A 22,530-nucleotide genomic window follows, 5' to 3' on the forward strand; every position below is an offset into this window, starting at 1 on the left:
TTGAGCAACTTGTATGAAAATCGAGGTGAACGTATTGTTTGAGAGGCTAGTCCCGAAACTGCGGGTAAATACCGTTTTTGATATTAACCTTGAAGAATTGTACCGGAAGGGCTACCGCGGCATTATTACAGATCTGGATAACACGCTCGTTGGCGCCAAAGCGCCGCTGGCTACCCCGGAGCTGCTGCTGTGGTTCGCAAAGGTAAAGGAGCTTGGATTCAAGCTTGTCATTGTTTCCAATAACAATATGGACCGTGTGTCCCGTTTTGCCACGCCGCTGGATATCCAGTTTGTTCATCAGGCGCGCAAACCGATTAATACCCCGTTTCTGAAAGCAATGAAGCTGATGGAGCTTCAGCCGGAACAGACCATTGTAGTCGGTGATCAGATGCTTACCGATGTGCTGGGCGGCAACCGCCTGGGTCTGTATACGGTATTGGTCCTGCCGATCTCCGTTAAGGATGAAGGCTTTGGGACAAGAATTAACCGCCGTGTTGAACAGATTGCACTAACGCGGCTGCGTAAGCAAGGATTGTGGCAAGAGGAGGATAAATATTAATGAGTCAACCCAATGAAACTGAGCGCCCGGTGAAATGCAGCGGCTGCGGTATTAAGCTGCAGACCGGAAATAAGGAGCTTCCGGGCTATATCCCGGAGGCGGCCTTTGAACGGGAGCCGGTCATCTGCCAGCGCTGTTTCCGGATTAAGAATTACAACGAGGCTTCTTCTGTATCCGTCGATCAGGATGAATTCCTTCATCTGCTGAGCGGAGTCGGCGAGAAGAATGCGCTTGTAATCCACATTGTGGACCTGTTTGATTTTGAAGGCAGCCTGATCTCCGGGCTTCAGCGGTTTGTCGGTAATAACCCGGTTATTCTGGCGGTTAACAAATGCGATCTGCTGCCGAAGGTAACGAACTGGAACAAGGTCCGCAACTGGATGCAGCAGCGCTGTAAGGAGCATGGCCTGCGGACAGCGGAGATCGTTCTGGTCAGCGCCAAGCGCAACCAGGGCTTTGAACGCCTGCTGGAGACCGTCACCGAGCTGCGCGGACAACGTGACATCTATGTTGTCGGGGCTACAAATGTAGGCAAGTCCACACTGATTAACCGACTGATCTCCGATTACAGTGACCTGGAGCAGGAGCTGACGACCTCGCGTTATCCCGGTACAACCCTGGATATGGTCAAAATTCCGCTCGACGACGGCCACTATATTATCGATACTCCCGGGATCGTATATCCTTGGCGTTACAGTGAGCTGGTGGAGCGGCGTGATCTGGGCGCGGTAATGCCCGAGAATCCGCTTAAGCCTGCGGTATATCAGCTGAATGAAGGCCAGACGCTGTTCTTCGGCGGACTGGGAAGGTTTGATTTTGTTCAGGGACCCCGCCAGTCCTTTACCTGCTACATTAGCGGGGCGCTGAAGATCCACCGCACGAAGCTGGAGCGGGCGGATTCGCTGTATCAGGATCACCGCGGTGAGCTGCTGACTCCGCCTTCGGCAGAGGATATGGACAAGCTGCCGCAATGGCAGCGCCATGAATTCCGGATTGGCCGGGGCAGCCAGACTGAGTTGTTCATGTCAGGGCTTGGCTGGATCAAAGTGAACGGAACAGAAGGTGCAGTAATTGCCGTACAAGTTCCGCGCGGTATTAAGGTGCTCACCCGTCCTTCGCTAATTTAATTTCAGGAGGAACATGCCTATGGCCGGTAAGACCGGAAGTACAGATCTTCTGCTGGGCGTGATGGGCGATCCGATTGCCCAGTCGAAATCCCCGCTGATGCATACCGCAGCACTGAAAGCCCTCGGCCTACCTGGTGCGTATGTACCGCTTCACATTGCCCCGGGACAGCTGGGCGAAGCGGTTCAGGCAATCCGTGTGCTCGGGTTCCGCGGAGTTAACGTGACAATACCGCATAAGATTGCGGTGATGGAATACCTGGACCGGCTGGATGAGAGCGCACTTGCCGGAGGTGCTGTCAACACTATCGTCAATGACAACGGTGTGCTGACCGGATACAACACCGACGGGATCGGATATGTCCGTTCGCTGAAGGCAGAGGCTGTCCCGGACCTGACAGGTGCCCGCATTCTGGTGCTGGGCGCCGGAGGTGCGGCCAGAGGCATCATCAGTGCCCTGCTGCAGGAGCATCCGGCTGCTGTCGTAATTGCTAACCGCACGGCCGGCAAGGCGCATGAGCTTGCAGCCTCGTGGCAGTCAGCAGGAACAGTAAGCGGAGTGGCTATGGAGGATATTGCGGGCATTATTCCGGCTACCGATATTGTAATTAATACAACCTCAGTCGGAATGTATCCGTATCCGGGTGAGCTGCCGCTTGATCCGGGCCTGCTTCATAAAGGGCTTGTTGTCAGCGATCTCATCTATAATCCGCTGCGCACCCGGCTGCTGGAGCAGGCGCTTAACACAGGCTGTACCATTCACGGCGGCCTGGGAATGTTTATCTATCAGGGTGCTTATGCGCTCGAATACTGGACAGGCAAAGCTGCTCCGGTAGAAATTATGCGGCAGACTATGCTGGATGCCTTCGGGGTCAGCGAAGCCGACATGGAATTACTTAAATAGGGTAATAATATTTAATATTTGTTAATTAAGGGGTTTGTTCATTTATGTTAACTGGTAAACAAAAACGTTATCTCCGCTCTTTGGCCCATCATCTAGATGCTGTCTTTCAGGTTGGCAAAGGCGGCGTTAACGACCATCTGATCCGTCACGTTGAGGAAGCGATTGAAAAGCGCGAGCTGATGAAGATCAGTGTGCTGAACAACAATGCCGATGATCCGAAAGAAATCGGCGCTGCCCTCGCGGAGCAATCCGGTTCAGAGCTGGTGCAGGTGATCGGCAAGACAATCGTGCTGTATAAGGAATCCCGCGACAACAAGACAATCGAGCTGCCGCGCTAAAGCTTTTTATCCGGATGATAAGAGGAGGTACACCTCTTGAAAGTAGGAATTATGGGAGGAACCTTTGATCCTCTTCACATAGGCCATATGCTGGCGGCGGAAGCTGCCAGGGATTCGTTTTCCCTGGACGAGATATGGTTCATGCCCTCACATATTCCGCCGCATAAGCACGAAGCCGGAGCCTCCGGTGCAGACCGGCTGGCTATGGTGAAATGCGCGGTAGAGGGTGATCAGTCGTTCGGCATTCTCGACTGGGAAATCGTCCGGGGCGGTGTCTCTTATACCATTGATACCGTACGCAGCCTGAGGCAGGAATATCCGCAGCATGAGTTCTATTTTATCGTCGGCGCGGATATGGTTGAATACTTGCCTAAATGGCATGGGATTCGTGAGCTTGTGGAACTGCTGACCTTCATTGGTGTAGGTAGGCCCGGAACTCCGCTTGACCTATCAGCCCTGCCGGATTTCATCTCAGGCAAGGTGCTGCTGGCGGATATGCCGCAGGTGGATATTTCATCGACGATGCTCAGGTCAAGGGCGGCCGGCGGCCGTTCAATCCGTTATATGGTGCCTGAGCAGGTATATGAATATGTGCAAAGGAGTGGATTGTATGGGATTCAGCCGCGAAGCGCTGATTGAGGCTGTCTCTGCCCAGATGCCCGACAAGCGCTGGCAGCATACGCTGGGCGTGATGGAGACCTCGGTCAAGCTGGCGAAGCATTACGGAGCTGATCCAGAGCAGGCGGAAACGGCGGCAATTCTGCACGATGTAGCCAAATACTGGCCGGTGGAGCGGATGAGGGACATTATTGAGCAGAACGGTCTTTCAACTGAGCTGCTTCAGCATGACAAGCAGCTGTGGCATGCTGAGGTAGGGGCCTTTGTCGCTGAGCATGAGTATGAAGTTACTGACCCCGGTATTCTTGGGGCGATCCGTTATCATACCTCGGGCCGCGAAGGGATGACATTGCTGGAGAAGGTGGTCTGCCTGGCGGATTACATCGAACCGGGCCGTGATTTCCCCGGGGTGGACGAGATCCGCAGGCTGTCTATGGTCAGCCTTGAAGAAGGGCTGATTGCCGGATTCGATTCAACCATCAGCCTGCTGCTGCAGAAGCGCCGGGTCGTATTTCCGCTTACCGTGCTTGCACGCAATGATTTAGTAAGAATACTGGAGGAAAAAATATGAGTGTACAATCAAGCAAAGTGCTGGAGCTGGCCCTGAAGGCAGTCGAAGACAAAAAAGCAATGAATGTTGTCGCATTGGACCTGCGCAGCGTATCACCGATCAGTGATTATTTCATCATCTGTCACGGTAACTCCGACACCCAGGTGCAGGCAATTGCCACCGAAGTACGCAAAGTCGTTCACGAAGCCGGCGGCCTGATCCGCGGGATTGAAGGCATGGATGCAGCCCGCTGGGTTCTGATGGATCTCGGGGATGTAGTAGTGCATGTCTTCCACCGCGACGAACGGGAGTACTATAATATCGAGCGTCTCTGGTCTGACGCCAAGGTTGTGGAGACCGTATGAGTCTGATTGCCGGAACGATCGTTACTCTGGAAGTACTTCGTGAAGTATCCCCTTACGGATACTTCCTCGGTGCAGGTGACCAGGATGTCATGCTGCATTATACAGAGCTTGTCGGCAGTAAGCCCAAAATCGGTGCTAAGGTAGAAGTGTTTATCTTCTTTGATACGGAGGACCGGCTTGCCGCTACTATGAAAAAGCCTTTTCTGACGCTAGGGGAGATGGCGCTGCTGGAAGTGGCAGATATTCATCCCCGGCTGGGCTGTTTCCTGGAGATGGGGCTTGGCCGCCAGCTGCTCTTGCCGATTGGCGAGCTGCCTGAGCTGATCGAGCTCCGCCCGCAGATTGGCGACAAGGTGTTTGTACTGATGGAGCATGATAAGCAGGGGCGCCTGCGTGCCAAGCTGGCCGGTGAGCAGGAGCTCGATCCGCTTACTTTTGCTGCGCCTGATTCCTGGAGGGGGCAGAACGTTACAGCAAGAGTGTATAGACCCCTGCAGATGGGTACATTCGTAATCATAGACGGCGGTGTACTTGGTTTTGGAGTAATCGGCATGATTCATTCCTCCGAACGCAGCCGGCTGCTGCGTCTGGGAGAGCAGATTGAAGCACGTGTCTCTCACATCCGTGAGGATGGCCGGGTCAATCTGGCGATGACCCAGCGCAAGGAAATCGGCCGCGATGTCGATTCTGCTGCTCTGCTGGAGTTTCTGCACTCCCGCCCGGGCGGCGCAATGCCTTATTCGGATGCTACGCCTCCGGAGATTATCAAGCAGCGCTTCGGCATCAGTAAGTCTGCGTTCAAACGGGCGATGGGCAAGCTGATGAAGGAAGGCCTTATTACTCAAAAAGAGAACTGGACCTATCTGGCCAAGCCTGAAGAAAGTACTCCGGAACAGAATCAGGAATAGAAAGCGGTGTGCGCATTGTCTTCCTACGGGAAATTTGCATATGTATATGATGAACTGATGGCGGACATGCCGTATCCGGACTGGCTGGCCTTTGCTGAAGCCGCATGGAGCAAATACGGCAAGCCGCGCACAGTCGCCGAGCTTGGCTGCGGAACCGGCAGTATTACAATTCCGCTGGCGGCAGCAGGCTATCACATGACCGGAATAGATCTTTCCTCAGACATGCTGTCCGTAGCCCGGCAAAAAATGGAGCAGCATCCGCAGGGCCGCCGGTTTCTGCGCGAGGGTAGTGTGCGCTGGATCAGACAGGATATGACGGAATGGGAGCTGCCGGAGCCGGTGGATGCGGTCATTTCCTTCTGTGACTGCCTGAACTATGTGCTTGAAGAAAAGGATGTTCAGGACGTTCTGGCCCGTACGTACGCAGGCCTTAAGCCGGGCGGGACCTTCCTGTTTGATGTCCATCACCCGAATACGCTGGTGAGATACGAAGAGGAGCAGCCGTTTGTGCTGGATGAGCCTTCAGTCTCCTACATCTGGACCTGTGAGCTGGATGTGCCGCGCCGGGAGATTGAGCATCATCTGTCTATCTTTGCACGGGACGAGGGAAGCGGCCTGTACCGCCGGTTTGAAGAGAGCCATGTCCAGCGCGCATATGATCCGCAGTGGCTGGCTGAAGAGCTCCGCAAGGCAGGCTTCAGCGAGGTCCAGCTATATGCGGACTTTGAATGGCTTCCGGCAGATGACAGCGCCCAGCGCCTGTTCTATGTAGCAGTGAAATAAATCATATGTACGATAGTGGTCCTTACCCGCGGGGTGAGGGCTTTTTTTCTATGTTGATCATAAAAGGATCATTAAAAGGAACCGGCCTGTACATGCTGTACAGGTCCGGCATCTTCCAACCTTTTACCGGTGCTCAAACAAGTCAATGGCACCCAGGACCATATGTGCCAGACCAAAGCCAAGTACGCCTGTTGCGGCCAGCTTATACTTACTTCCTAGAAAAGCTGCGCCGGAAGCGGAAACTACGGTACCAAGAACAGTGGGAATCAGACCTTCGCGCATTCGAAACACTCCTTCTCGGTGGTATGGGAGACAGGTTTATTGTTCGTTTTCCAGCCCGGGATTATGTATGGCGGATAATGGTTGTCTGTTTTAGACATTTATAAAGGAAAAATCTGGAGAAGATCCAGAAACTTTTTTTACATCAAACAACGATTTCTGACCACCCCGGAAAAAACTGATGGATAAACGGAAATACGGAAAATTGCGTTTTTTTGTACCTCAAAAGTTTCTATTTCCTCGCCTGGCTGAATACATTATAACTGCCTAAAACATTTAATAAATGTGTAAAGGAGGATGCCAGGCAGCGGCAAGGAGCCGCAGGTTTTCCGGAGGGCTTTTGATTACGGAGTTATTTTGTATCCGTTTACATTACGCTCGGGCAACAATATTGAACTATAGGAGGGTCAAGCATGAAAAACAAATGGCTGATCTCATTTCTGGTCGTCTCCATGCTGGTGTTCTTGGCCGGTTGTGGGAAATCTTCCTCAGGAACCTCAGGCGGAGAGTCCTCTGTGCTGAACGGCGGGGCTGGAGATAAGGCTACAGAGCTGTCCTACTGGACGTTTGTCGAGCTGCACGGGCAGCATTTTGAGAAAATGCTGGAGAAGTGGAATGCCGCCAATCCTGACCGGCAAATCAAGCTGAATGTAACGGTCATGCCGTATGACGATATGCACAACAAGCTGTCCATCGCGGTGCAGACGGGAGTGGGAGCACCGGATATTGCCGATATCGAGCTGGGCAAGTTCCCGGACTTCCTGGCCGGAGAGCCGCAGCTTGAGCCGCTGAATGATGTGGCAGAGCCCTTTAAAGGCACAGTCGTGCAGTCTCAGCTCGATCTCTACGCCAAAGAAGGCAAAATCTACGGATTATCCACCCACGTAGGGGCGACGGTCGCTTTTTACAATACCGAAATTCTTGATGAAGCCGGAGTGGATTACAAAAGCATCGTAACCTGGGATGATTTCAAAAAGGCGGGTATTCAGGTCTACGAAAAAACCGGCAAGTACATGGGCACCGCCGACACCAGTGCGATCTGGCAGGCTTCGCTGCTTCTGGCCCAGCAGGAATCGGATCTGACGGATGCTGACGGCAAGCCGCAGGTGAATTCTCCTGAAATGGTCAGAGCGATGACGATGCTGAAGGATCTGCAGGACAATAATGTGATCTCAACAATCGCCGGCGGACAGCCGGATACGGAGGAAGCTTACGGCGAGTATAATTCAGGCAACTATGCGGCCGCCTTTATGCCGCTGTGGCAGATGTCCAGATACACCAACTACATGAAAGACCTGAGCGGCAAAATCGCCATTGCCCCGCTGCCCGTCCTGGAAAAAGGCATGCACAGATCGTACGGCGGCGGCGGTACCGGAACAGTCGTGACGAAGACGGCTAAGGATATCCAGCTGGCGAAAGATTTTATCGCCTATGCGAAGCTATCGCTTGATGCCAACATTGAAATTTGGAATACGCTCGGCTTTGACCCGATCAACATGAGTGTCTGGGATATGAAAGACGTAACCCACAACCCGGAGAACCAGTTCGTCAAATACTTCGTCAACAACCCGTTTGATGTGCTGAACGAAATTAAAGAGGAGATCAACCTCATCAAATCAACCTCCGCCTCGCCGACGATCAACAATGTGCTGTGTACGGTGACGCTGAATGAAATTTTTGAGGATGGAAAAGATGTCCAGCAGGCGCTTGATGATGCCCAGACGCAGATTGAACAGGAGCTGAAATAACAGGTACGGTTACTCTTTGGGGCTGTCCACCCGGTGGGCAGCTCTACTTTAAAGGAGCATTAGCCATGATCAAAAACTTCCTTTATTCGCAAAAAGTCGCTCCCTACGTGTTCGTGCTGCCGTTTGTACTCGTATTCATCATCTTCTGGGTCTATCCGCTGCTGAGCTCGTTCGGGATGAGCTTTCAAAAGGTCACTCTGGGCCAGGAGGCCAGCTTTATTGGAGCGGATAACTACACCAAGCTGATGGGGGATACCATCTTTTTCAAAGCGGTGCGCAACAGTGCGGTATATATGATTCTGACCCTGCTGATCCTGATCCCGTTCCCGATGCTGTTCGCCGTGCTGATCAACAGTAAAGCCATGTGGGGCCGTGAATTTTTCAAATCCTCGTTCTTTTTCCCGGCGTTGACCTCGGTGGTGGTGGCGGGGACGATTTTCCGGCTGATGTTCGGGGAGATGGAGGGCTCGCTGATCAACAGCCTTCTCGGTGTGTTCGGCGTGGAGCCGGTTAAATTTCTGAAGGGACAGACTACCGGCTTCGTTGCTCTGGTGGCGCTGGCGAGCTGGCGGTGGATGGGTGTGAACATGCTGTATTTTCTATCGGGACTGAAAAATATCCCTGACGACTACTACGAGGCCGCCTCCATCGACGGGGCATCCGCCTTCCAGCGGTTTACCCGGATCACCATACCACTGCTGAAGCCGACGACAATCTACGTGCTGACGATCAGCATATACGCCGGACTGGCTATGTTTATTGAGAGCATGATGCTCTGGAACGGCAACAACTCTCCCAAAAATATCGGTCTGACCATCGTCGGTTATCTGTACCGGCAGGGGATCGAGAAAAATAATCTCGGCTACGCGGCTGCGGTCGGGATCGTACTGCTCATCATCACCATGGTCATTAACCTGACGCAATTGGCGCTCAGCGGGATGTTCAAGAAGGAGGAGGAGTAAAGGATGAATACAGGGACTCTCCGCAAAATCCTCCTGTTTGCCTTTTTCAGTGTGCTGTGCCTGCTGATTCTGGTGCCTTTTTATGCTGTGACGATTGCCTCGTTCAAGCCCGGGGAGGATCTGATCCGTTACGGACTTAACCTGCGCTTCGACTTGTCGGCGATGAGCTTCGATAATTTTGTCTTTCTGTTCACCGGGGAGCATGCTTACTTCACCTGGTTTTTCAACTCACTGCTGCTGACAGTGGTACAGGTTGTGTTGACGCTGCTGGTCAGCGCGACGGTTGCTTACGGTTTTTCTGCTTATGAATTCAGAGGGAAAAATCTGCTGTTTGTCTGCGTGCTGCTCATTATGATGGTGCCGTTTGAGATTCTGCTGCTGCCGCTGTACACGCTGACGTTTAATATGGGGCTGATGAACAGCTATTCGGCGATTATTCTGCCGGGTGTGGCGGGTGCGGCGACGATCTTTTTCTTCCGGCAGTATCTGCGGGGCATTCCCAAGGAGATGATTGCGGCCGGGCGGGTGGACGGGGCGAATGAGTATGCCATTTACGTGCGCCTGATTCTGCCGGTGATGAAGCCGTCCTTTGCAGCGATGGCGATCCTGAACGGGATGAACAGCTGGAACAACTTCCTCTGGCCGTTTATGGTGCTGAGCGATGAAAAGAAGTACACGCTGCCGATCGGCCTGAAGACGCTGCTGACTCCCTATGGTAACAACTACGATCTGCTGATCGTCGGCTCGTTTTTTTCCATTCTGCCGATTCTGGTACTGTTTCTCGGGTTTCAGAAGTATTTTATTGACGGGATGACGGCGGGTGCGGTGAAGGGGTGAGGGCGGTGCGTGCGGAAGAACGGGCGGTGGTAAAGATAAACTGGCCAGAATTGAAACGTTATGGCTGGTAAGGTGGTTAAGGCGGGCAGGGCTGGATAATAAAACACCGGTTATACGTTTAGCAGGCAGCTTATCCGTAGCGGTAGGCGGCTTGCTTTTTTATTTCATTTGCTATTGGGAGGTTTTCGTTTTATTATTTGAATATATGGAAAAATTTTCTTTTGATATGGAGGGTTAAATCGTGAAGCAAAGTGTGATTAACGTTATGTTATGCTTTATCCTCATAGCAGCAGTAGTTACCATGCACGATGTGTTTCCCGGCTTCAGTTACAGGGTGCCTTTCACTTTAGTGTTAGCACTGGGCGTGCTATACATTTTCTCAAAAGCGGGAATACAAAAGCCTGCATCGTATAAAGGAATTTCACTGTTATTCTTGTCTCTGTTCGTATTCACCTGTGTGTACCATACAGCTCTGTCTGCGATAACGGGGAACGGGTTGTTTGATAACAGCTACTGGATCTTCTTGTGTGTTATCAATGTTCTGGCCTGGCTGCGGATGCGCTTTACCTTCAAAGGGAACAGCGGTGCTGCGTCATAAGCAACTTGTCTGCGGACGAGTTGCTTTTTTCTTTGCTGGCGGGCGGTGAGTCGTGAGAACGGTAAAAGTCCCGTTGATACTGGGCATCTGCCCGAGATGAACCAAATCAACGGTAAAAGTCCCGTTGATACCCGGGCATCTGCCCGAGATGAGCCCAATCAACGGTAAAAGTCCCGTTGATACTGGGCATCTGCCCGAGATGAACCAAATCAACGGTAAAAGTCCCGTTGATACTGGGCATCTGCCCGAGATGAACCAAATCAACGGTAAAAGTCCCGTTGATACTGGGCATCTGCCCGAGATGAACCAAATCAACGGTAAAAGTCCCGTTGATACTGGGCATCTGCCCGAGATGAACCAAATCAACGGTAAAAGTCCCGTTGATACTGGGCATCTGCCCGAGATGAACCAAATCAACGGTAAAAGTCCCGTTGATACTGGGCATCTGCCCGAGATGAGCCCAATCAACGGTAAAAGTCCCGTTGATACCCGGGCATCTGCCCGAGATGAGCCCAATCAACGGGAAAAGTACCGTTGATACTGGGCATCTGCCCGAGATGAATCAAATCAACGGTAAAAGTCCCGTTGATACCCGGGCATCTGCCCGAGATGAACCAAATCAACGGTAAAAGTCCCGTTGATACCCGGGCATCTGCCCGAGATGAGCCAAATCAACGGTAAAAGTCCCGTTGATACCCGGGCATCTGCCCGAGATGAGCCCAATCAACGGTAAAAGTCCCGTTGATACTGGGCATCTGCCCGAGATGAGCCAAATCAGCGGTAAAAGTACCGTTGATACTGGGCATCTGCCCGAGATGAACCAAATCACCGGTAAAAGTACCGTTGATACCTGGGCATCTGCCCGAGATGAACCAAATCACCGGTAAAAGTCCCGTTGATACTGGACGACATTTGCGGACATCTGCCTGTGTGCATCCCGCATACCTGCCTGTCTCACGCCAAAAAGGCTATCCCCGCCAAACGCAGGGATAGCCTTTTTGCCCTTGCATCAATCGCTAATCATCACTGCCGATCTCCCGGCTTCCCAGCGGCTGAACAGGGCGGTTATCATGCGGGAAAATAGCTGCGAATTTGCCGATTTGCTCCGCGGACCAGGTTACCGGGTTCTCCAGGACAATCCACTGGACACCTTCGGTACAGGGCGGTGTGGTGAGCGAGCCCTGGTAGCGGAAGGAGTGAAGATCGGCGGGCAGCAGCCCGGCCGGATCGAAAGCTCCGTCAATCACAATCTCATCCGCACTTTCTTCGGCCGGAAGCACGGACCAAAGCATGTTCAGCGTGATGTTTTCACTCCCCGAATGGATCAGCACACCCAGTACAGCGAGCGAACCATCTTCGCTTTTATGAACGAGATGAAGCTCCATCTCTGCATGCTTGCCGTCAACCTCATGTTCACTGGGCAGGTGGAAGTGAAACTGCTGCAACTGGTAAGTCTTGCCCTCGATAGTAAGCTTATTGTTCTTGTTGTTAAGAGTAACCTGGATGGTATGACCGTTGTTCATGATAGACACCGGTGAAGGAGAGTACTCAACTGAGACAGGAGAAAGGCTCTCATCTTCCTTCACTTTGTCATGAACAATATTAACCGGCGACTGGGCTGTACCGGTGCTGCAGGCGGTAAACAGCTGATCCAGCTCCGCCCAGTGCTCCGGGGACGTATCTCCTTCATAAGACCAGTGTGTCTGATGCGCGCTAACCGGGACGGAAGCTTCCTTAGCAACTTCTGCCTTATGACTGGGATTGCTGTTGTTACCGCAGCCGGCTACTGCAGTTAGTACTATGACCGTGAATAGTAATCCCCGTTTGTTAATCTGCATGCTTCATCCTTCTTTCTGATATACTGGAACATTGTTATTTATATTGTAAATAATGGATGTTGCGGTATCCAGAGAACAAAGACTCAGCTGCCTGAGTAGTTCTAATTATCCATAATAATCCAGATCACTATAGACATCAGGCTCTCTCGCGGGAAGACTCCTGAACTGTAAATCTAACGCTACATACAAAAATACCCCTCCGCATCCAAGCTGGAAGCGAAAGGGCAAAGAAGCAGATCTATAGCTTTCCCTCACTTAAGGGTTCTTAGCTGTTCTTCAGAGTGCTTTAGCACTCTTAAACAGCTCAAAGTAAGCTGCTATTCGGTAATAGCTTCGGCCGCCGGCCGCCGGTTCATTTCCTCCACCTCATGCACATTGTAGAGCACGCGGGCCAGCAGGTCCTGGCTGTAGTTGCCGAAATGCTTGCCGTAGATAGTCAGGCCGCGCTTGTTGACCGGCTTGTCGGTGACGGCAATGCGGAAGGTCAGCTCGCTTTTGTAATCCAGCTTGATATCGTTCAGTGTGATGTTGGAGATCCGGCAGCCGTCGATAAAGCTTCCTTCGTTATTGATCCGGATCAGCTTCAGCATCCCGTATTGATTAAGATGCGGCGGCCACCAGTCCGGGTTGAACGTTCCGCGCTGGTCGCCGAAGTCGCCCGGGCTGGTCCAGTAGCCAATCTCGATCCCGTTCAGGTAAAAATACAGATCGGACGGATAGTTGTCGCTGAAGCCCGGGGCCTCGGAGCCGATTTCCATGGAGAATTGAATCTCCCGGAAGGTCTGGTTCGCTTTCAGGTAATTTGGTATACGGTACTCCAGGAAGCCTTCGGCCATCCAGATAATCTCGGAATCTATCCGCTGGGGATCGGCGAAATAACGCGGCTCGTCAAAGTCTCCGATTATACTGTCTTTGGTAGCAAGCCCGCAGGTAGGAACCGCCTGATAGTTGCTGTAGTGGCCGACCTGGATCTCCACCTCATAGAGGTTGTCGACATCCTTGCTGCGCAGATCCACCATCAGCTTATCCTTGTTCAGGTAGCAGACCTTCTGGATGCCGTGCTTGCCGACAGAGGTGTTAATTTCAATCAGTCCGCTTTCCTCCAGCTTCTTAATGTGCATTGTGATAGCACCATTGCTGAGGTTCAGCTTCTTGGCGATTTCATTCAGGTTAAGCTCCTGATTACCGGCGAGCAGCTCCAGAATTTGAATCCGGATTTCAGAGCTAAGCGCTTTGAAAATATCAATGCCACTCATCAGATCTTTTATATATATCATCTCAAACCTTCTTCCGCAGACGTCTATAATGACTATTTTATAAAATTATAAACTAATTGAGGTGAAAAGGGAAGCTTCCTGCCTTTATTTGTGAGATTCTATTAAAAATATGTTGCCATTTACATAATAAAATATTTTATTATGTGTTTATTTGAATATAAAATTGAGTAAGCCTTTAAAAAGGAACAATTTTTATCTGTATTGATGTTGAAACTATGTTTATTTTGTATATATATAAATAGTTTTATATTATTATGTTTACAACGTAGTTTATATATGTTATTTTATACCTGTAAGCGAATACATTCAAATGTTTTTTAATTAATTAATGAATATGTGAAATGGATGGTGCTCACATTGTCGTCAGACACACTGAGAGCGGCGATAAGGCCGAAAGGGACAAGCATCCTTACGGTTCATTCATTAAAGAGCCGGCAACATAAGCGCGCCGAGTGACCAAGACATCCTGGAATGTTATTCGTACGGGCAAATCGGTGGTATCCAGCTGACGTGACCCGGAATCAACCCAGAGTTAATTGTTTGCAAAAACATTTTTGTAGATGATTCACTAATTTTAATCATTTAGGAGGAGAAAGTGTTGACTAAAAAGTGGGGTTTTTCAGCATTAGCACTTGTTCTATCATTATCTACGGTGTTGGCAGGCTGCGGGAACGATGACACAAAGACAATTACGTTCTGGACGCCGCTGACTGGTGATGATGGTGCTTATATGGATCAGCTGGTGAAGGATTACAATGCAACCAATCCTGAAATTCAAGTGAAGCATGTCATTACCGCAGATATGTATACAAAGGTATCAACTGTACTTAACTCCGGTAAAGGCGTACCTGACCTCGCGATTATTCACGCGGACCGCGTACCGGGCTTTGTGAAGCAGGGGCAACTGGAGCCCATGACTGCCGTAACAGCTGCGCAGACCGAAATTAAGGAAGAGAACTACCTGCCGCAAGCATGGAATACAGGTAACATCGGCGGAACGCAGTATACAGTACCGCTTGATATCCACAGTAATGTTATGTATTACAACAAAGATCTGCTCGCGAAATACGGCGCGGAATCTTTCCTTGACGATAACGTTGTAACCATTGATGAAATACTCTCCCTGCAGGGCAAATTGGATGAAGGCGATTTTGTTGTCAATGACGCCCTGCTTGGCTGGGTCATTCTGGCGCAGATTCAGAACCTTGGCGGAGATATCCAGGAGAACGGCAAGCCTGCTGTGAATACACCGGTTATGAAGCAAGCCTTTGAGGAAGTTAAAAAAATCAACGATGCCGGCCTGATGACACCATTTGGTGAAGACGGCTACCTGATGTTCCAATCCGGTAACGTATTGTTCTCCACTGACGGTACTTGGAGCTCCACTGCACATGCCGGAGTAGAGGGCCTCAATTTCGGAGTAACCAACATTTATTCTCCTACACCTGACAAGTTCACGAACAGATCGTCCTCCCATTTGTTCGCGATGCTGAAGAACAAAGACAGATCGGAAGAAAAAGTAGCCGGAATCGGCAGCTTCCTGGAGTTCATCCGTGAAAACTCCATGGAGTGGGCGAAAGCCGGACAAACTGTAGCAAGTAAGCAAGTTATCGAGAACCCTGAATACAAGAACTACATGCAATCCTTCTTTACCTCTGATGAAAAAGAAATTGAATCGCTCTATATCTACACTTATGAGTACTACCCGTACATCGCAGAAGCTGTTGATACGTATTGCGGAGATATCGTCCGCGGTAACGTGGATATCGACGAAACCCTACAGACCATGCAGAAATTCGTAGAAGATAAGATCGCTGAAGGAACAAGCGCAGCGCAGTAAACAGCAAGCGGAAATGATTGTATGGAGCAATGTGCCACTTGTGGCACATTGCTTTATGCCAAAGGAGAAAAGATTGCCTATGAAAAAGAAATTAAATCTGGCGCCTGTTTTCTTTGTAGGTCCACATGTCATCTTATTCATTGTATTTATCCTGCTGCCGACCATTTACGGGATTTATGCTTCCTTCACGAAGTGGAATCTGATGAATGATCCGGTCTGGGTTGGCCTCGACAACTACAAGACCATTCTTTTTGATAACAGCTCCACCTTTCATACGCAGTTCAACAACGGTCTCAAGAACACTTTGATATTCGTTCTGCTTAGTGTACCGCTGTTAATTGTGCTTCCGCTGCTGATTGCGGTTGCGCTGGAACACAAGAAAGTGAAGGGGAAAAGCCTGATTCAAGCTATTTTGTATGTTCCCGGCCTGATCTCCATTTCTGCAGGCGCCTTGATCTGGCTGCTGCTCTTCAACAAACAGCTTGGGATGGCCGGTAATGTGTTCGGCTCTGATGTCTCCTGGCCGACTCACCAGCCGTATGCCTGGATTCTCATTATTATCATTACCATTTGGGGCGGTGTCGGGGGCAACCTGATTATTTACCGTGCTTCCATCAGCGGTGTAGCTCAGGATTTATACGAATCTGCTGAAATTGACGGTGCAGGCCCTATCCGCAGATTTACGAGCATCACACTGCCTTCAATCCGCTTCCCGCTTATTTATACCTTTGTTATGACGACTGCGGGGGCCTTCAACGTCTTCGGCCAGCCGCTCATGATGACAGACGGCGGTCCGCGTCAGAGTACGCATGTATTGATGATGTACATCCGCCAGCTCGCATTCGGCAACGGTGAATCTATTGCGGGGATGGCTTCGGCAATGGCAGTACTCCTGGGACTGGTTATTTTGCTGATTTCGGCTCTTCAATATTATGTAATGAACCGGAATGCGACCTAATTCTCCCATAAGACAAACGGATCAAGCAGCGAAATTGAAAAGGCAGGTGTACCCGTATGGCAAACCAAGTGGCTGGGCAAATGGATAAAGGTCCGCTTATAAACGGACAGCGAGTCGATAATAGAAAAGGTTCAGGCATTAGCATCTCAAAATATATCTCCTATCTGTTTCTGATCATTCTGTGTGTAATCTGGATCGTTCCTGTAGTGTTTGGAATCACTACCTCCTTCCGGTCGCAGACTGAGGTTGTCAGCTCAGGATTCAGAATGTTTCCGAAGGAATGGATTTTTGATAACTATATCGCAATTTTAAATAATACCTCTACGGCTCCAATTCTGCGCTGGCTGATGAACTCCCTGTTTATTGCCACCATGCATACATTCCTCGTAGTTGTGGTCATTTCCATAACCGGTTACGGATATTCCCGGATGAAGTTCAGAGGAAGAGATACGCTCTTTTTTACCTTACTGGGTATTTCCTTTTTCCCGGGTGTCGTGAACCTGATTCCTTCCTACAAAATCATTGATGCCCTAGGGTGGGTGAATACTTCCTGGGCGATGATTATTCCCGGGCTTGCGGGTATGGGAAACCTCTTTTTGGTCAGACAATTTATGAATGGTATCCCTAAAGAGCTGGATGAATCGGCTCACGTGGATGGTGCGGGCCATTTCCGGATTTATGCCTCGATCATTGTACCGCTGATGAAACCGATTCTGATTGTATGCGGCCTGTTCTCGTTCACCGGATCATGGAATGACTTCCTGTGGCCGGTTATCGTGTTCACAGATGTTGATAAAATGCCGGTTACGGCAGGACTCTTGCTGCTGCAGGATATTTACGGCAACTACCGGATGATCGGGCAGCTGATGGGCTCGGCGATTCTGGCCATTATTCCTACACTGGTGCTCTTCTTGTTCGCACAGAAGTACTTCGTACAATCAATCAATTTGAATTCAGGGATAAAGGGCTAAATATAAGGCTTAACCCAAGGAGAGAGAAACTATGACTGCAAAGCTTGTAATCAACGCCGATCTTCCTAAAAACAGGATCAATAAAAATATTTACGGGCATTTTGCCGAGCATCTGGGCAGATGCATCTATGAAGGAATATGGGTAGGCGAGGATTCGCCGATTCCGAACACGGATGGTATCCGCAATGACATAGTAGCAGCGCTCAAGAAGCTGGATATTCCAGTGCTTCGCTGGCCGGGCGGCTGCTTTGCCGATGAGTATCACTGGAAGGACGGAATTGGCCCGAAGGAAGGCCGCAAACGGATGGTTAACACCCACTGGGGCGGCGTTGTGGAGAACAACCATTTTGGAACGCATGAATTTTTCCGCCTGTGTGAGCTGCTGGAATGTGAGCCTTATATTTGCGGCAATGTCGGCAGCGGCACGGTTCAGGAGATGTCAGAGTGGGTCGAGTATATGACCTTTGACGGGGAATCACCGATGGCTGCCTGGCGGCAGGAGAACGGGCAGGAGAAGCCATGGGCGCTGAAGTATTTTGGCGTCGGCAATGAGAACTGGGGCTGCGGCGGAAATATGCGCCCTGAGTATTATGCGGATCTCTACCGGCGTTATCAGACCTATGTCCGGAATTACGGCGACAACAAGCTATACAAGATTGCCGGCGGAGCCAATGTGGATGATTACAACTGGACAGAGGTTGTGATGCGGGAGGCAGGCGGCATGATGGACGGCCTCAGCCTGCATTCCTATACCATTCCCGGCAGCTGGGAGGAGAAACGTCCGGCGCTTGGCTTCGATGAAGCTGAATGGATTGAGACGATGCAGAAATCCCTACGTATGGACGAGCTCATTACCCGCCACTCGGCGATTATGGATAAATATGATCCGGAGCAGCGGGTAGGATTGATTATAGATGAATGGGGAACCTGGTTCCTTAGCGAGCCGGGGACGAATCCGGGATTCCTCTACCAGCAGAATACACTTAGAGATGCACTGGTTGCAGGCATCCACCTGAATATTTTTCACAATCACAGTGGCCGCGTGCAGATGACGAACATTGCCCAGATGGTCAATGTGCTGCAGGCGCTGATCTTAACGGAAGGGGATAAGCTGCTGCTTACGCCTACCTATCATGTATTTGAGATGTACAAGGTGCATCAGGATAATGAGCTGCTAGAGGTTGGATTTGAGAGCCCGCTGTACACCTACGGTGACGTAACGGTTCCGCAGCTTAGCGTCTCTGCGTCCCGCGACGCGGAAGGCAAGGTTTATGTCTCGATCTGTAACCTCAGCCATGAGGCGGCTGCCGCCTTAAGCCTTGACATCAGAGGCACACAGGCTGGCCGGGTATCCGGACAGATTCTGACGCATGCAGAGCTGGGAGCACATAATACCTTTGAAGCGCCGGATACAGTAGCCCCGGTTGCCTATGAAGGTGCCGAACTGGCGGACGGCGTGCTGCACTGCACCCTCCCGCCGGCATCCGTTACCGTGCTTACACTTAAATAGATCCAGCTTAAATGGACCAAAGGAGAAACCGATATGAGTACTGGCAAAGAATACAGCAACCCGCTTGTGGAGCAGCGCGCCGATCCCTGGGTATATAAGCATACAGACGGATATTATTACTTTACCGCTTCCGTACCGGAATATGACCGGATCGAAGTGCGCAGAGCCGCAGCAATTGAAGACCTCGCGGAGGCCGTGCCTGTTGTAGCCTGGCGCAAATATGACACCGGACCGCTAAGCGCCAACATCTGGGCGCCGGAAATCCATTACCTGCAGGGCAGATGGTATATCTATTTCGCCGCTGCGCGTACAACCGAAACACAGGACGGACTGTTCGATCACCGCATGTTCGTGCTGGAGAATGAATCGCCGAATCCGCTGGAAGGCAGCTGGGTGGAGAAGGGCCAGGTCAAGACGGCCTGGGAATCCTTTGCCCTGGATGCGACGACCTTCCAGCATAAAGACATTCTCTATTATGTATGGGCCCAGAAGGACCCGGATATTCCGGGGAACTCCAACCTGTACATCTCGGAGATGAGCAATCCGTGGACCCTGACCGGGAAACAGACCATGATTGCCCAGCCGGAGTACGATTGGGAGAAAATCGGATTTAGCGTGAACGAAGGTGCAGCTGTGCTGAAGCGGGGCGGTAAGATCTTCATGAGCTTCTCGGCCAGTGCGACCGACTACAACTACTGTATGGGACTGCTGACTGCCGATGAGGACAGCGATCTGCTGGATGCGGCCTCGTGGAGCAAGCATCCGGTGCCGGTGTTCAAGACGAGCGAAGAGAACGGCCAGTTCGGCCCGGGCCATAACAGCTTCACCGTTAATGAGAACGGGGAGGATGTTATGATCTACCATGCCCGCAGCTACAAGGAGATCACAGGCGATCCGCTGTATGATCCGAACCGCCACACCCGCGCCAAGGTGCTTGGCTGGAAGGAAGACGGCACACCGGACTTCGGCGTGCCGCTGCCGGATAATAAGTAGCAGGCCCTGACCGGGTGTGATGAAGGGCAAAAATGCCCTTAAATAGAAACAGCGGCAGTAATGGACATTGTTTTTGTCCATTAACTGCCGCTGTTTTTTCGCGTATATTAGTAACCTCGGCCCGTCCGCCTTACGAGGTCAGCTTCAGCCCCACGGCTGCCGCCAGCACCATTCCGATGAACAGAACGCGGCGCCATTCTCTGGACTCCCCGAAGAAGAACATGCCGACCAGTGCGCCGCCGACTGTACCGATTCCCGTCCAGATCGCATATGCCGTACCCATAGGCAGGTCCCTCATGGCCAGGCTTAGACAGGCAAAGCTTAGCACAATGCCGGAGATGAAGGTCAGATATGCTTTTTTGTTACGGTCACGTTTAATCCGGTTCATGCCGAGCACGCCTACGACCTCGAACATACCGGCGAACATTAATGTTAACCATGCCATCGTTATGCTGCCTCCTTTGTTTTGGCCGAGCCGCTGTACAGTTTCAAGCCGAGCACACCTGCCAGCAGCAAGGCGATCAGCAGAAGCTTGGCAGGCTTAACAGGCTCATCGAACAAGACCATTTCAGCCAGCACAGTGCCGGCGGTTCCAAGTCCGGTAAACACGGCGTATACCGTACCGACCGGCAATTTTATTGAGGCAGTAATAATGAGATAGAAAGATACGACAAGTGCAACAATGGTTGCTCCCCATGTAACGATATCGTCGGCATGCTTGAATCCGATCACCCACACGACTTCGAATAATGCTCCGATAAAAATATAAATCCAGCTGCGGTTCATCTGTAAATCCTCCTCTAGTTGTTTCTAATCCCGCGCCAATAGACACGCCATGATGCATCAAGCCTGTGGGCAGCACTTTCAGTATTGCCGTACAGCAGCTCGACAAACATTCCGTCCAGTACAGCAATAAAAGCAACAGAAGCTGTAGCCGCAGTGACCTCCGGATGGATAATGCCGCCCTGTGCCGCAGACTCAAAATGTGCCTGCAGCAGCAGACCTATCCGGTCAAGATGCCGGTTGCTGTACTCTACGATTTCTTCGCGCAAATGAGCCGGCGGAAAGAAAGCCATCCTCAGAAAGAAGCGGGTATCATCCTCTTGCTCATAACGCCTGCTGTAGCTATGTAAAAAGCCATGCAGCATCTCTTCCAGCGGCAAAGAACCGCTCTGCTGCAGATAGCCTTCAATGAACAGCATTTCCCTCTCGGCTGCATCACGGAACACCGTCAGGAACAACTCGTCTTTGCCTTTGAAGTGGTTATAAATCGACTGCTTCTTGATCCCCACCTCGGCAGATATATCGGCCAGTGAGGCCCCTTCATAGCCGTTTTTGGCAAAATGGGCCAGCGCGATTTCTCTTATCCTGTTGGATGTCATCAGCTCAAGCCTCCCTTACGAACGTTCGTCAGTTTATTTAAGCACATAACTAATAGTAATGCAAATCGACGATGCACCAGATGTAAGAGGCTTGTACGAAAAGAACGGATTCACCTCCTGTGATCAAGGCACGCCTGTGGCTTTTGCAAAACTGTCCTGATTATACAACTTAGCCTGCCCAACCGGAGAGCCTGCCCGCTTAGCGGGGGATGGCTCTCTTTCGCTTGTCCAAGGCGTTTACTCATAAAACAACAGCCGCTTCGCATAAGCATTGCGGAAGTCAGTGGGCGTTAGCCCGACGATCTTTTTGAACGATTTCATAAAATTGTGGCAGTCCTTATAGCCGAGCTGGAGCGAGACCTCGCTGATATTCTGGTTGGTGTCGGTGAGCAGAAACTTTGCCAGCTCCATCTTTTGCTGCAGGATGTACTGCTTGAGCGGGATGCCGGAGATGGTGGTGAACAGATGGGACAGGTATTTTACGTTATAGCCAAAATAGGCGGCGAGCTGTGATACCTTGATATGCTCGCTGCGGCTCCATTTGATATAGTCCACAATGTCGTTATAGAGCTGCTCCTGCTTTGTTTTTTTGACCGGGCTATGTTCATTATGGAATACCTGATTATACAGCTCGCACAAAATAACCGTGGTCATATAGTTGTTAAGCGTCTTCTGGTTGTACGACCTTACGGAATCCTGGAGCTGCTTCATCATGACGATGATTTTCTCCAGACTTTTTACAGTGCCGCACTGCGGGAGCAGTAGCCGGGTCTCCGTTTGATCCGCTGTATGGCCGGTACTGTCTGTAACGGCAGGTCCGCCGGCCGTCTTAAAATGAAGCCAATAAAAGCTGCAGCCGGAGGCTTTATAGCCGTATTGTCTGGTGTAGGGAGGGAGCAGCAGGTACTCCCCTTTAGAGAGGGTATACCGGGTATCATCACCGGCCAGATAGAGCACGCCTTCTGTCATTATAATCAGCTCATAATCCTGCAAAATCCGGCTCAGATGAATCCAGTCGCTGGAGGGGGCGACAAACTTTCCAGTCATCTCCAAATGAACCGGTCCAGCCACGTTCAGCTCAAAAGCAAGCATACATTGATCTCCTTATCTAACTTTAATACACTTTGTTACTCTTAGTATTGGGGAAGAAACACCTAAAGTAAAGTGCTTGCTTAGGGAGAAAGATAA

26 protein-coding genes are annotated in these 22,530 nt (G+C 50.9%); 19 read left to right on the forward strand and 7 right to left on the reverse strand.

Annotated elements, in window-relative coordinates:
* Nucleotides 1–34: 34 nt before the first annotated feature.
* From R70331_RS08140 to R70331_RS08180, 9 genes are read left to right on the forward strand one after another with little or no spacing between them, the layout of a single operon-like run.
* Entirely contained in the window at nt 35–559 is a 525-nt protein-coding gene (locus R70331_RS08140; protein WP_042182348.1) for a YqeG family HAD IIIA-type phosphatase, read from the forward strand.
* Nucleotides 559–1,686 carry a ribosome biogenesis GTPase YqeH gene (gene yqeH / locus R70331_RS08145; RefSeq protein WP_042174404.1) on the forward strand — a complete coding sequence of 376 codons (1,128 nt, stop codon included), beginning with the start codon at nt 559–561 and terminating at the stop codon, nt 1,684–1,686. Before R70331_RS08140 ends, yqeH begins: the two co-directional genes overlap by 1 nt.
* A gap of 19 nt (nt 1,687–1,705) precedes the next feature.
* A complete protein-coding gene (gene aroE, locus R70331_RS08150) occupies nt 1,706–2,587 on the forward strand; it encodes a shikimate dehydrogenase (protein ID WP_156131093.1) in 882 nt (293 codons plus the stop codon).
* A 44-nt stretch (nt 2,588–2,631) separates the two neighbouring features.
* Nucleotides 2,632–2,925 (forward strand): ribosome assembly RNA-binding protein YhbY, encoded by a 294-nt coding sequence (gene yhbY, locus R70331_RS08155; RefSeq protein WP_039871239.1) that lies wholly within the window; start codon nt 2,632–2,634, stop codon nt 2,923–2,925.
* A gap of 36 nt (nt 2,926–2,961) precedes the next feature.
* A complete protein-coding gene (locus R70331_RS08160; protein ID WP_042174409.1) occupies nt 2,962–3,564 on the forward strand; it encodes a nicotinate-nucleotide adenylyltransferase in 603 nt (200 codons plus the stop codon).
* Nucleotides 3,536–4,114: a bis(5'-nucleosyl)-tetraphosphatase (symmetrical) YqeK gene (gene yqeK / locus R70331_RS08165; RefSeq protein WP_042174411.1), complete on the forward strand. Its 579-nt coding sequence runs from the start codon at nt 3,536–3,538 to the stop codon at nt 4,112–4,114. Before R70331_RS08160 ends, yqeK begins: the two co-directional genes overlap by 29 nt.
* Complete coding sequence (gene rsfS, locus R70331_RS08170; protein ID WP_042174413.1) at nt 4,111–4,458, forward strand: ribosome silencing factor; 348 nt, start codon at nt 4,111–4,113, stop codon at nt 4,456–4,458. The genes yqeK and rsfS overlap by 4 nt, the downstream gene beginning before the upstream one ends.
* The gene (locus tag R70331_RS08175) at nt 4,455–5,366 is read left to right on the forward strand and encodes a CvfB family protein (protein WP_042174415.1); all 912 of its coding nucleotides are present in this window, start codon (nt 4,455–4,457) and stop codon (nt 5,364–5,366) included. Before rsfS ends, R70331_RS08175 begins: the two co-directional genes overlap by 4 nt.
* Before the next feature lie 15 nt (nt 5,367–5,381).
* Nucleotides 5,382–6,149 (forward strand): class I SAM-dependent DNA methyltransferase, encoded by a 768-nt coding sequence (locus R70331_RS08180; protein ID WP_042174417.1) that lies wholly within the window; start codon nt 5,382–5,384, stop codon nt 6,147–6,149.
* A gap of 123 nt (nt 6,150–6,272) precedes the next feature.
* Here R70331_RS08180 and R70331_RS08185 read toward each other — a convergent pair whose 3' ends face one another.
* Entirely contained in the window at nt 6,273–6,431 is a 159-nt protein-coding gene (locus R70331_RS08185) for a hypothetical protein (protein WP_042174418.1), read from the reverse strand.
* A gap of 410 nt (nt 6,432–6,841) precedes the next feature.
* On the opposite strand from R70331_RS08185, the gene R70331_RS08190 reads away from it, so the two are divergent.
* From R70331_RS08190 to R70331_RS31475, 5 genes are all read left to right on the forward strand, one after another.
* Nucleotides 6,842–8,176, forward strand: coding sequence for an ABC transporter substrate-binding protein (locus R70331_RS08190; RefSeq protein ID WP_042174420.1), 1,335 nt, complete (start codon nt 6,842–6,844; stop codon nt 8,174–8,176).
* A gap of 65 nt (nt 8,177–8,241) precedes the next feature.
* Nucleotides 8,242–9,138, forward strand: coding sequence for a carbohydrate ABC transporter permease (locus R70331_RS08195; RefSeq protein ID WP_042174422.1), 897 nt, complete (start codon nt 8,242–8,244; stop codon nt 9,136–9,138).
* A gap of 3 nt (nt 9,139–9,141) precedes the next feature.
* On the forward strand, nt 9,142–9,975 hold the full coding sequence (locus R70331_RS08200) for a carbohydrate ABC transporter permease (protein WP_042174424.1): 834 nt from the start codon (nt 9,142–9,144) through the stop codon (nt 9,973–9,975).
* Nucleotides 9,976–10,216: 241 nt separating this feature from the next.
* Nucleotides 10,217–10,573: a hypothetical protein gene (locus R70331_RS08205; RefSeq protein WP_042174432.1), complete on the forward strand. Its 357-nt coding sequence runs from the start codon at nt 10,217–10,219 to the stop codon at nt 10,571–10,573.
* A gap of 148 nt (nt 10,574–10,721) precedes the next feature.
* Nucleotides 10,722–11,111 (forward strand): hypothetical protein, encoded by a 390-nt coding sequence (locus tag R70331_RS31475; protein ID WP_156131094.1) that lies wholly within the window; start codon nt 10,722–10,724, stop codon nt 11,109–11,111.
* 478 nt (nt 11,112–11,589) lie between these two features.
* Here R70331_RS31475 and R70331_RS08215 read toward each other — a convergent pair whose 3' ends face one another.
* On the reverse strand, nt 11,590–12,411 hold the full coding sequence (locus tag R70331_RS08215) for a carbonic anhydrase (protein WP_042174437.1): 822 nt from the start codon (nt 12,409–12,411) through the stop codon (nt 11,590–11,592).
* A 317-nt stretch (nt 12,412–12,728) separates the two neighbouring features.
* The gene (locus R70331_RS08220; RefSeq protein WP_042174439.1) at nt 12,729–13,688 is read right to left on the reverse strand and encodes an ArsR/SmtB family transcription factor; all 960 of its coding nucleotides are present in this window, start codon (nt 13,686–13,688) and stop codon (nt 12,729–12,731) included.
* A gap of 595 nt (nt 13,689–14,283) precedes the next feature.
* On the opposite strand from R70331_RS08220, the gene R70331_RS08225 reads away from it, so the two are divergent.
* From R70331_RS08225 to R70331_RS08245, 5 genes are all read left to right on the forward strand, one after another.
* Nucleotides 14,284–15,528, forward strand: a complete 1,245-nt coding sequence (locus tag R70331_RS08225; RefSeq protein WP_042174442.1) for an extracellular solute-binding protein — start codon at nt 14,284–14,286, stop codon at nt 15,526–15,528.
* A 79-nt stretch (nt 15,529–15,607) separates the two neighbouring features.
* Nucleotides 15,608–16,486, forward strand: coding sequence for a carbohydrate ABC transporter permease (locus tag R70331_RS08230; RefSeq protein WP_042174444.1), 879 nt, complete (start codon nt 15,608–15,610; stop codon nt 16,484–16,486).
* 80 nt (nt 16,487–16,566) lie between these two features.
* Nucleotides 16,567–17,457: a carbohydrate ABC transporter permease gene (locus R70331_RS08235; RefSeq protein ID WP_156131239.1), complete on the forward strand. Its 891-nt coding sequence runs from the start codon at nt 16,567–16,569 to the stop codon at nt 17,455–17,457.
* A gap of 31 nt (nt 17,458–17,488) precedes the next feature.
* On the forward strand, nt 17,489–18,967 hold the full coding sequence (locus tag R70331_RS08240; protein WP_042174447.1) for an alpha-N-arabinofuranosidase: 1,479 nt from the start codon (nt 17,489–17,491) through the stop codon (nt 18,965–18,967).
* 33 nt (nt 18,968–19,000) lie between these two features.
* The gene (locus R70331_RS08245) at nt 19,001–19,960 is read left to right on the forward strand and encodes a glycoside hydrolase family 43 protein (protein ID WP_042174448.1); all 960 of its coding nucleotides are present in this window, start codon (nt 19,001–19,003) and stop codon (nt 19,958–19,960) included.
* A 130-nt stretch (nt 19,961–20,090) separates the two neighbouring features.
* Here R70331_RS08245 and R70331_RS08250 read toward each other — a convergent pair whose 3' ends face one another.
* The 4 genes from R70331_RS08250 to R70331_RS08265 form a co-directional block, all read right to left on the reverse strand.
* Entirely contained in the window at nt 20,091–20,405 is a 315-nt protein-coding gene (locus R70331_RS08250; protein WP_042174449.1) for a DMT family transporter, read from the reverse strand.
* Between the two features lie 2 nt (nt 20,406–20,407).
* Nucleotides 20,408–20,746 carry a DMT family transporter gene (locus R70331_RS08255; protein ID WP_042174459.1) on the reverse strand — a complete coding sequence of 113 codons (339 nt, stop codon included), beginning with the start codon at nt 20,744–20,746 and terminating at the stop codon, nt 20,408–20,410.
* A gap of 14 nt (nt 20,747–20,760) precedes the next feature.
* Nucleotides 20,761–21,342 (reverse strand): TetR/AcrR family transcriptional regulator, encoded by a 582-nt coding sequence (locus R70331_RS08260; protein WP_042174461.1) that lies wholly within the window; start codon nt 21,340–21,342, stop codon nt 20,761–20,763.
* A gap of 237 nt (nt 21,343–21,579) precedes the next feature.
* Entirely contained in the window at nt 21,580–22,434 is an 855-nt protein-coding gene (locus R70331_RS08265) for an AraC family transcriptional regulator (protein WP_042174462.1), read from the reverse strand.
* Nucleotides 22,435–22,530 lie beyond the last annotated feature (96 nt).

Source organism: Paenibacillus sp. FSL R7-0331, assembly GCF_000758645.1.
In the GTDB taxonomy this organism is placed as follows: domain Bacteria; phylum Bacillota; class Bacilli; order Paenibacillales; family Paenibacillaceae; genus Paenibacillus_AQ; species Paenibacillus_AQ camerounensis.

Coding starts and splice junctions, on each gene's coding strand:
- R70331_RS08175 (WP_042174415.1), top strand. CDS start 4,455: ATGAGTCTGATTGCCGGAACGATCGTTACTCTGGAAGTACTTCGTGAA.
- R70331_RS08255 (WP_042174459.1), bottom strand. CDS start 20,746: ATGAACCGCAGCTGGATTTATATTTTTATCGGAGCATTATTCGAAGTC.
- R70331_RS08200 (WP_042174424.1), top strand. CDS start 9,142: ATGAATACAGGGACTCTCCGCAAAATCCTCCTGTTTGCCTTTTTCAGT.
- R70331_RS08230 (WP_042174444.1), top strand. CDS start 15,608: ATGAAAAAGAAATTAAATCTGGCGCCTGTTTTCTTTGTAGGTCCACAT.
- R70331_RS31475 (WP_156131094.1), top strand. CDS start 10,722: ATGAGCCCAATCAACGGTAAAAGTCCCGTTGATACTGGGCATCTGCCC.
- R70331_RS08195 (WP_042174422.1), top strand. CDS start 8,242: ATGATCAAAAACTTCCTTTATTCGCAAAAAGTCGCTCCCTACGTGTTC.
- R70331_RS08220 (WP_042174439.1), bottom strand. CDS start 13,688: ATGATATATATAAAAGATCTGATGAGTGGCATTGATATTTTCAAAGCG.
- yqeH (WP_042174404.1), top strand. CDS start 559: ATGAGTCAACCCAATGAAACTGAGCGCCCGGTGAAATGCAGCGGCTGC.
- R70331_RS08185 (WP_042174418.1), bottom strand. CDS start 6,431: ATGCGCGAAGGTCTGATTCCCACTGTTCTTGGTACCGTAGTTTCCGCT.
- R70331_RS08190 (WP_042174420.1), top strand. CDS start 6,842: ATGAAAAACAAATGGCTGATCTCATTTCTGGTCGTCTCCATGCTGGTG.
- rsfS (WP_042174413.1), top strand. CDS start 4,111: ATGAGTGTACAATCAAGCAAAGTGCTGGAGCTGGCCCTGAAGGCAGTC.
- R70331_RS08260 (WP_042174461.1), bottom strand. CDS start 21,342: ATGACATCCAACAGGATAAGAGAAATCGCGCTGGCCCATTTTGCCAAA.
- yhbY (WP_039871239.1), top strand. CDS start 2,632: ATGTTAACTGGTAAACAAAAACGTTATCTCCGCTCTTTGGCCCATCAT.
- R70331_RS08215 (WP_042174437.1), bottom strand. CDS start 12,411: ATGCAGATTAACAAACGGGGATTACTATTCACGGTCATAGTACTAACT.
- R70331_RS08240 (WP_042174447.1), top strand. CDS start 17,489: ATGACTGCAAAGCTTGTAATCAACGCCGATCTTCCTAAAAACAGGATC.
- R70331_RS08245 (WP_042174448.1), top strand. CDS start 19,001: ATGAGTACTGGCAAAGAATACAGCAACCCGCTTGTGGAGCAGCGCGCC.
- R70331_RS08250 (WP_042174449.1), bottom strand. CDS start 20,405: ATGGCATGGTTAACATTAATGTTCGCCGGTATGTTCGAGGTCGTAGGC.
- R70331_RS08265 (WP_042174462.1), bottom strand. CDS start 22,434: ATGCTTGCTTTTGAGCTGAACGTGGCTGGACCGGTTCATTTGGAGATG.
- aroE (WP_156131093.1), top strand. CDS start 1,706: ATGGCCGGTAAGACCGGAAGTACAGATCTTCTGCTGGGCGTGATGGGC.
- yqeK (WP_042174411.1), top strand. CDS start 3,536: ATGGGATTCAGCCGCGAAGCGCTGATTGAGGCTGTCTCTGCCCAGATG.
- R70331_RS08235 (WP_156131239.1), top strand. CDS start 16,567: ATGGATAAAGGTCCGCTTATAAACGGACAGCGAGTCGATAATAGAAAA.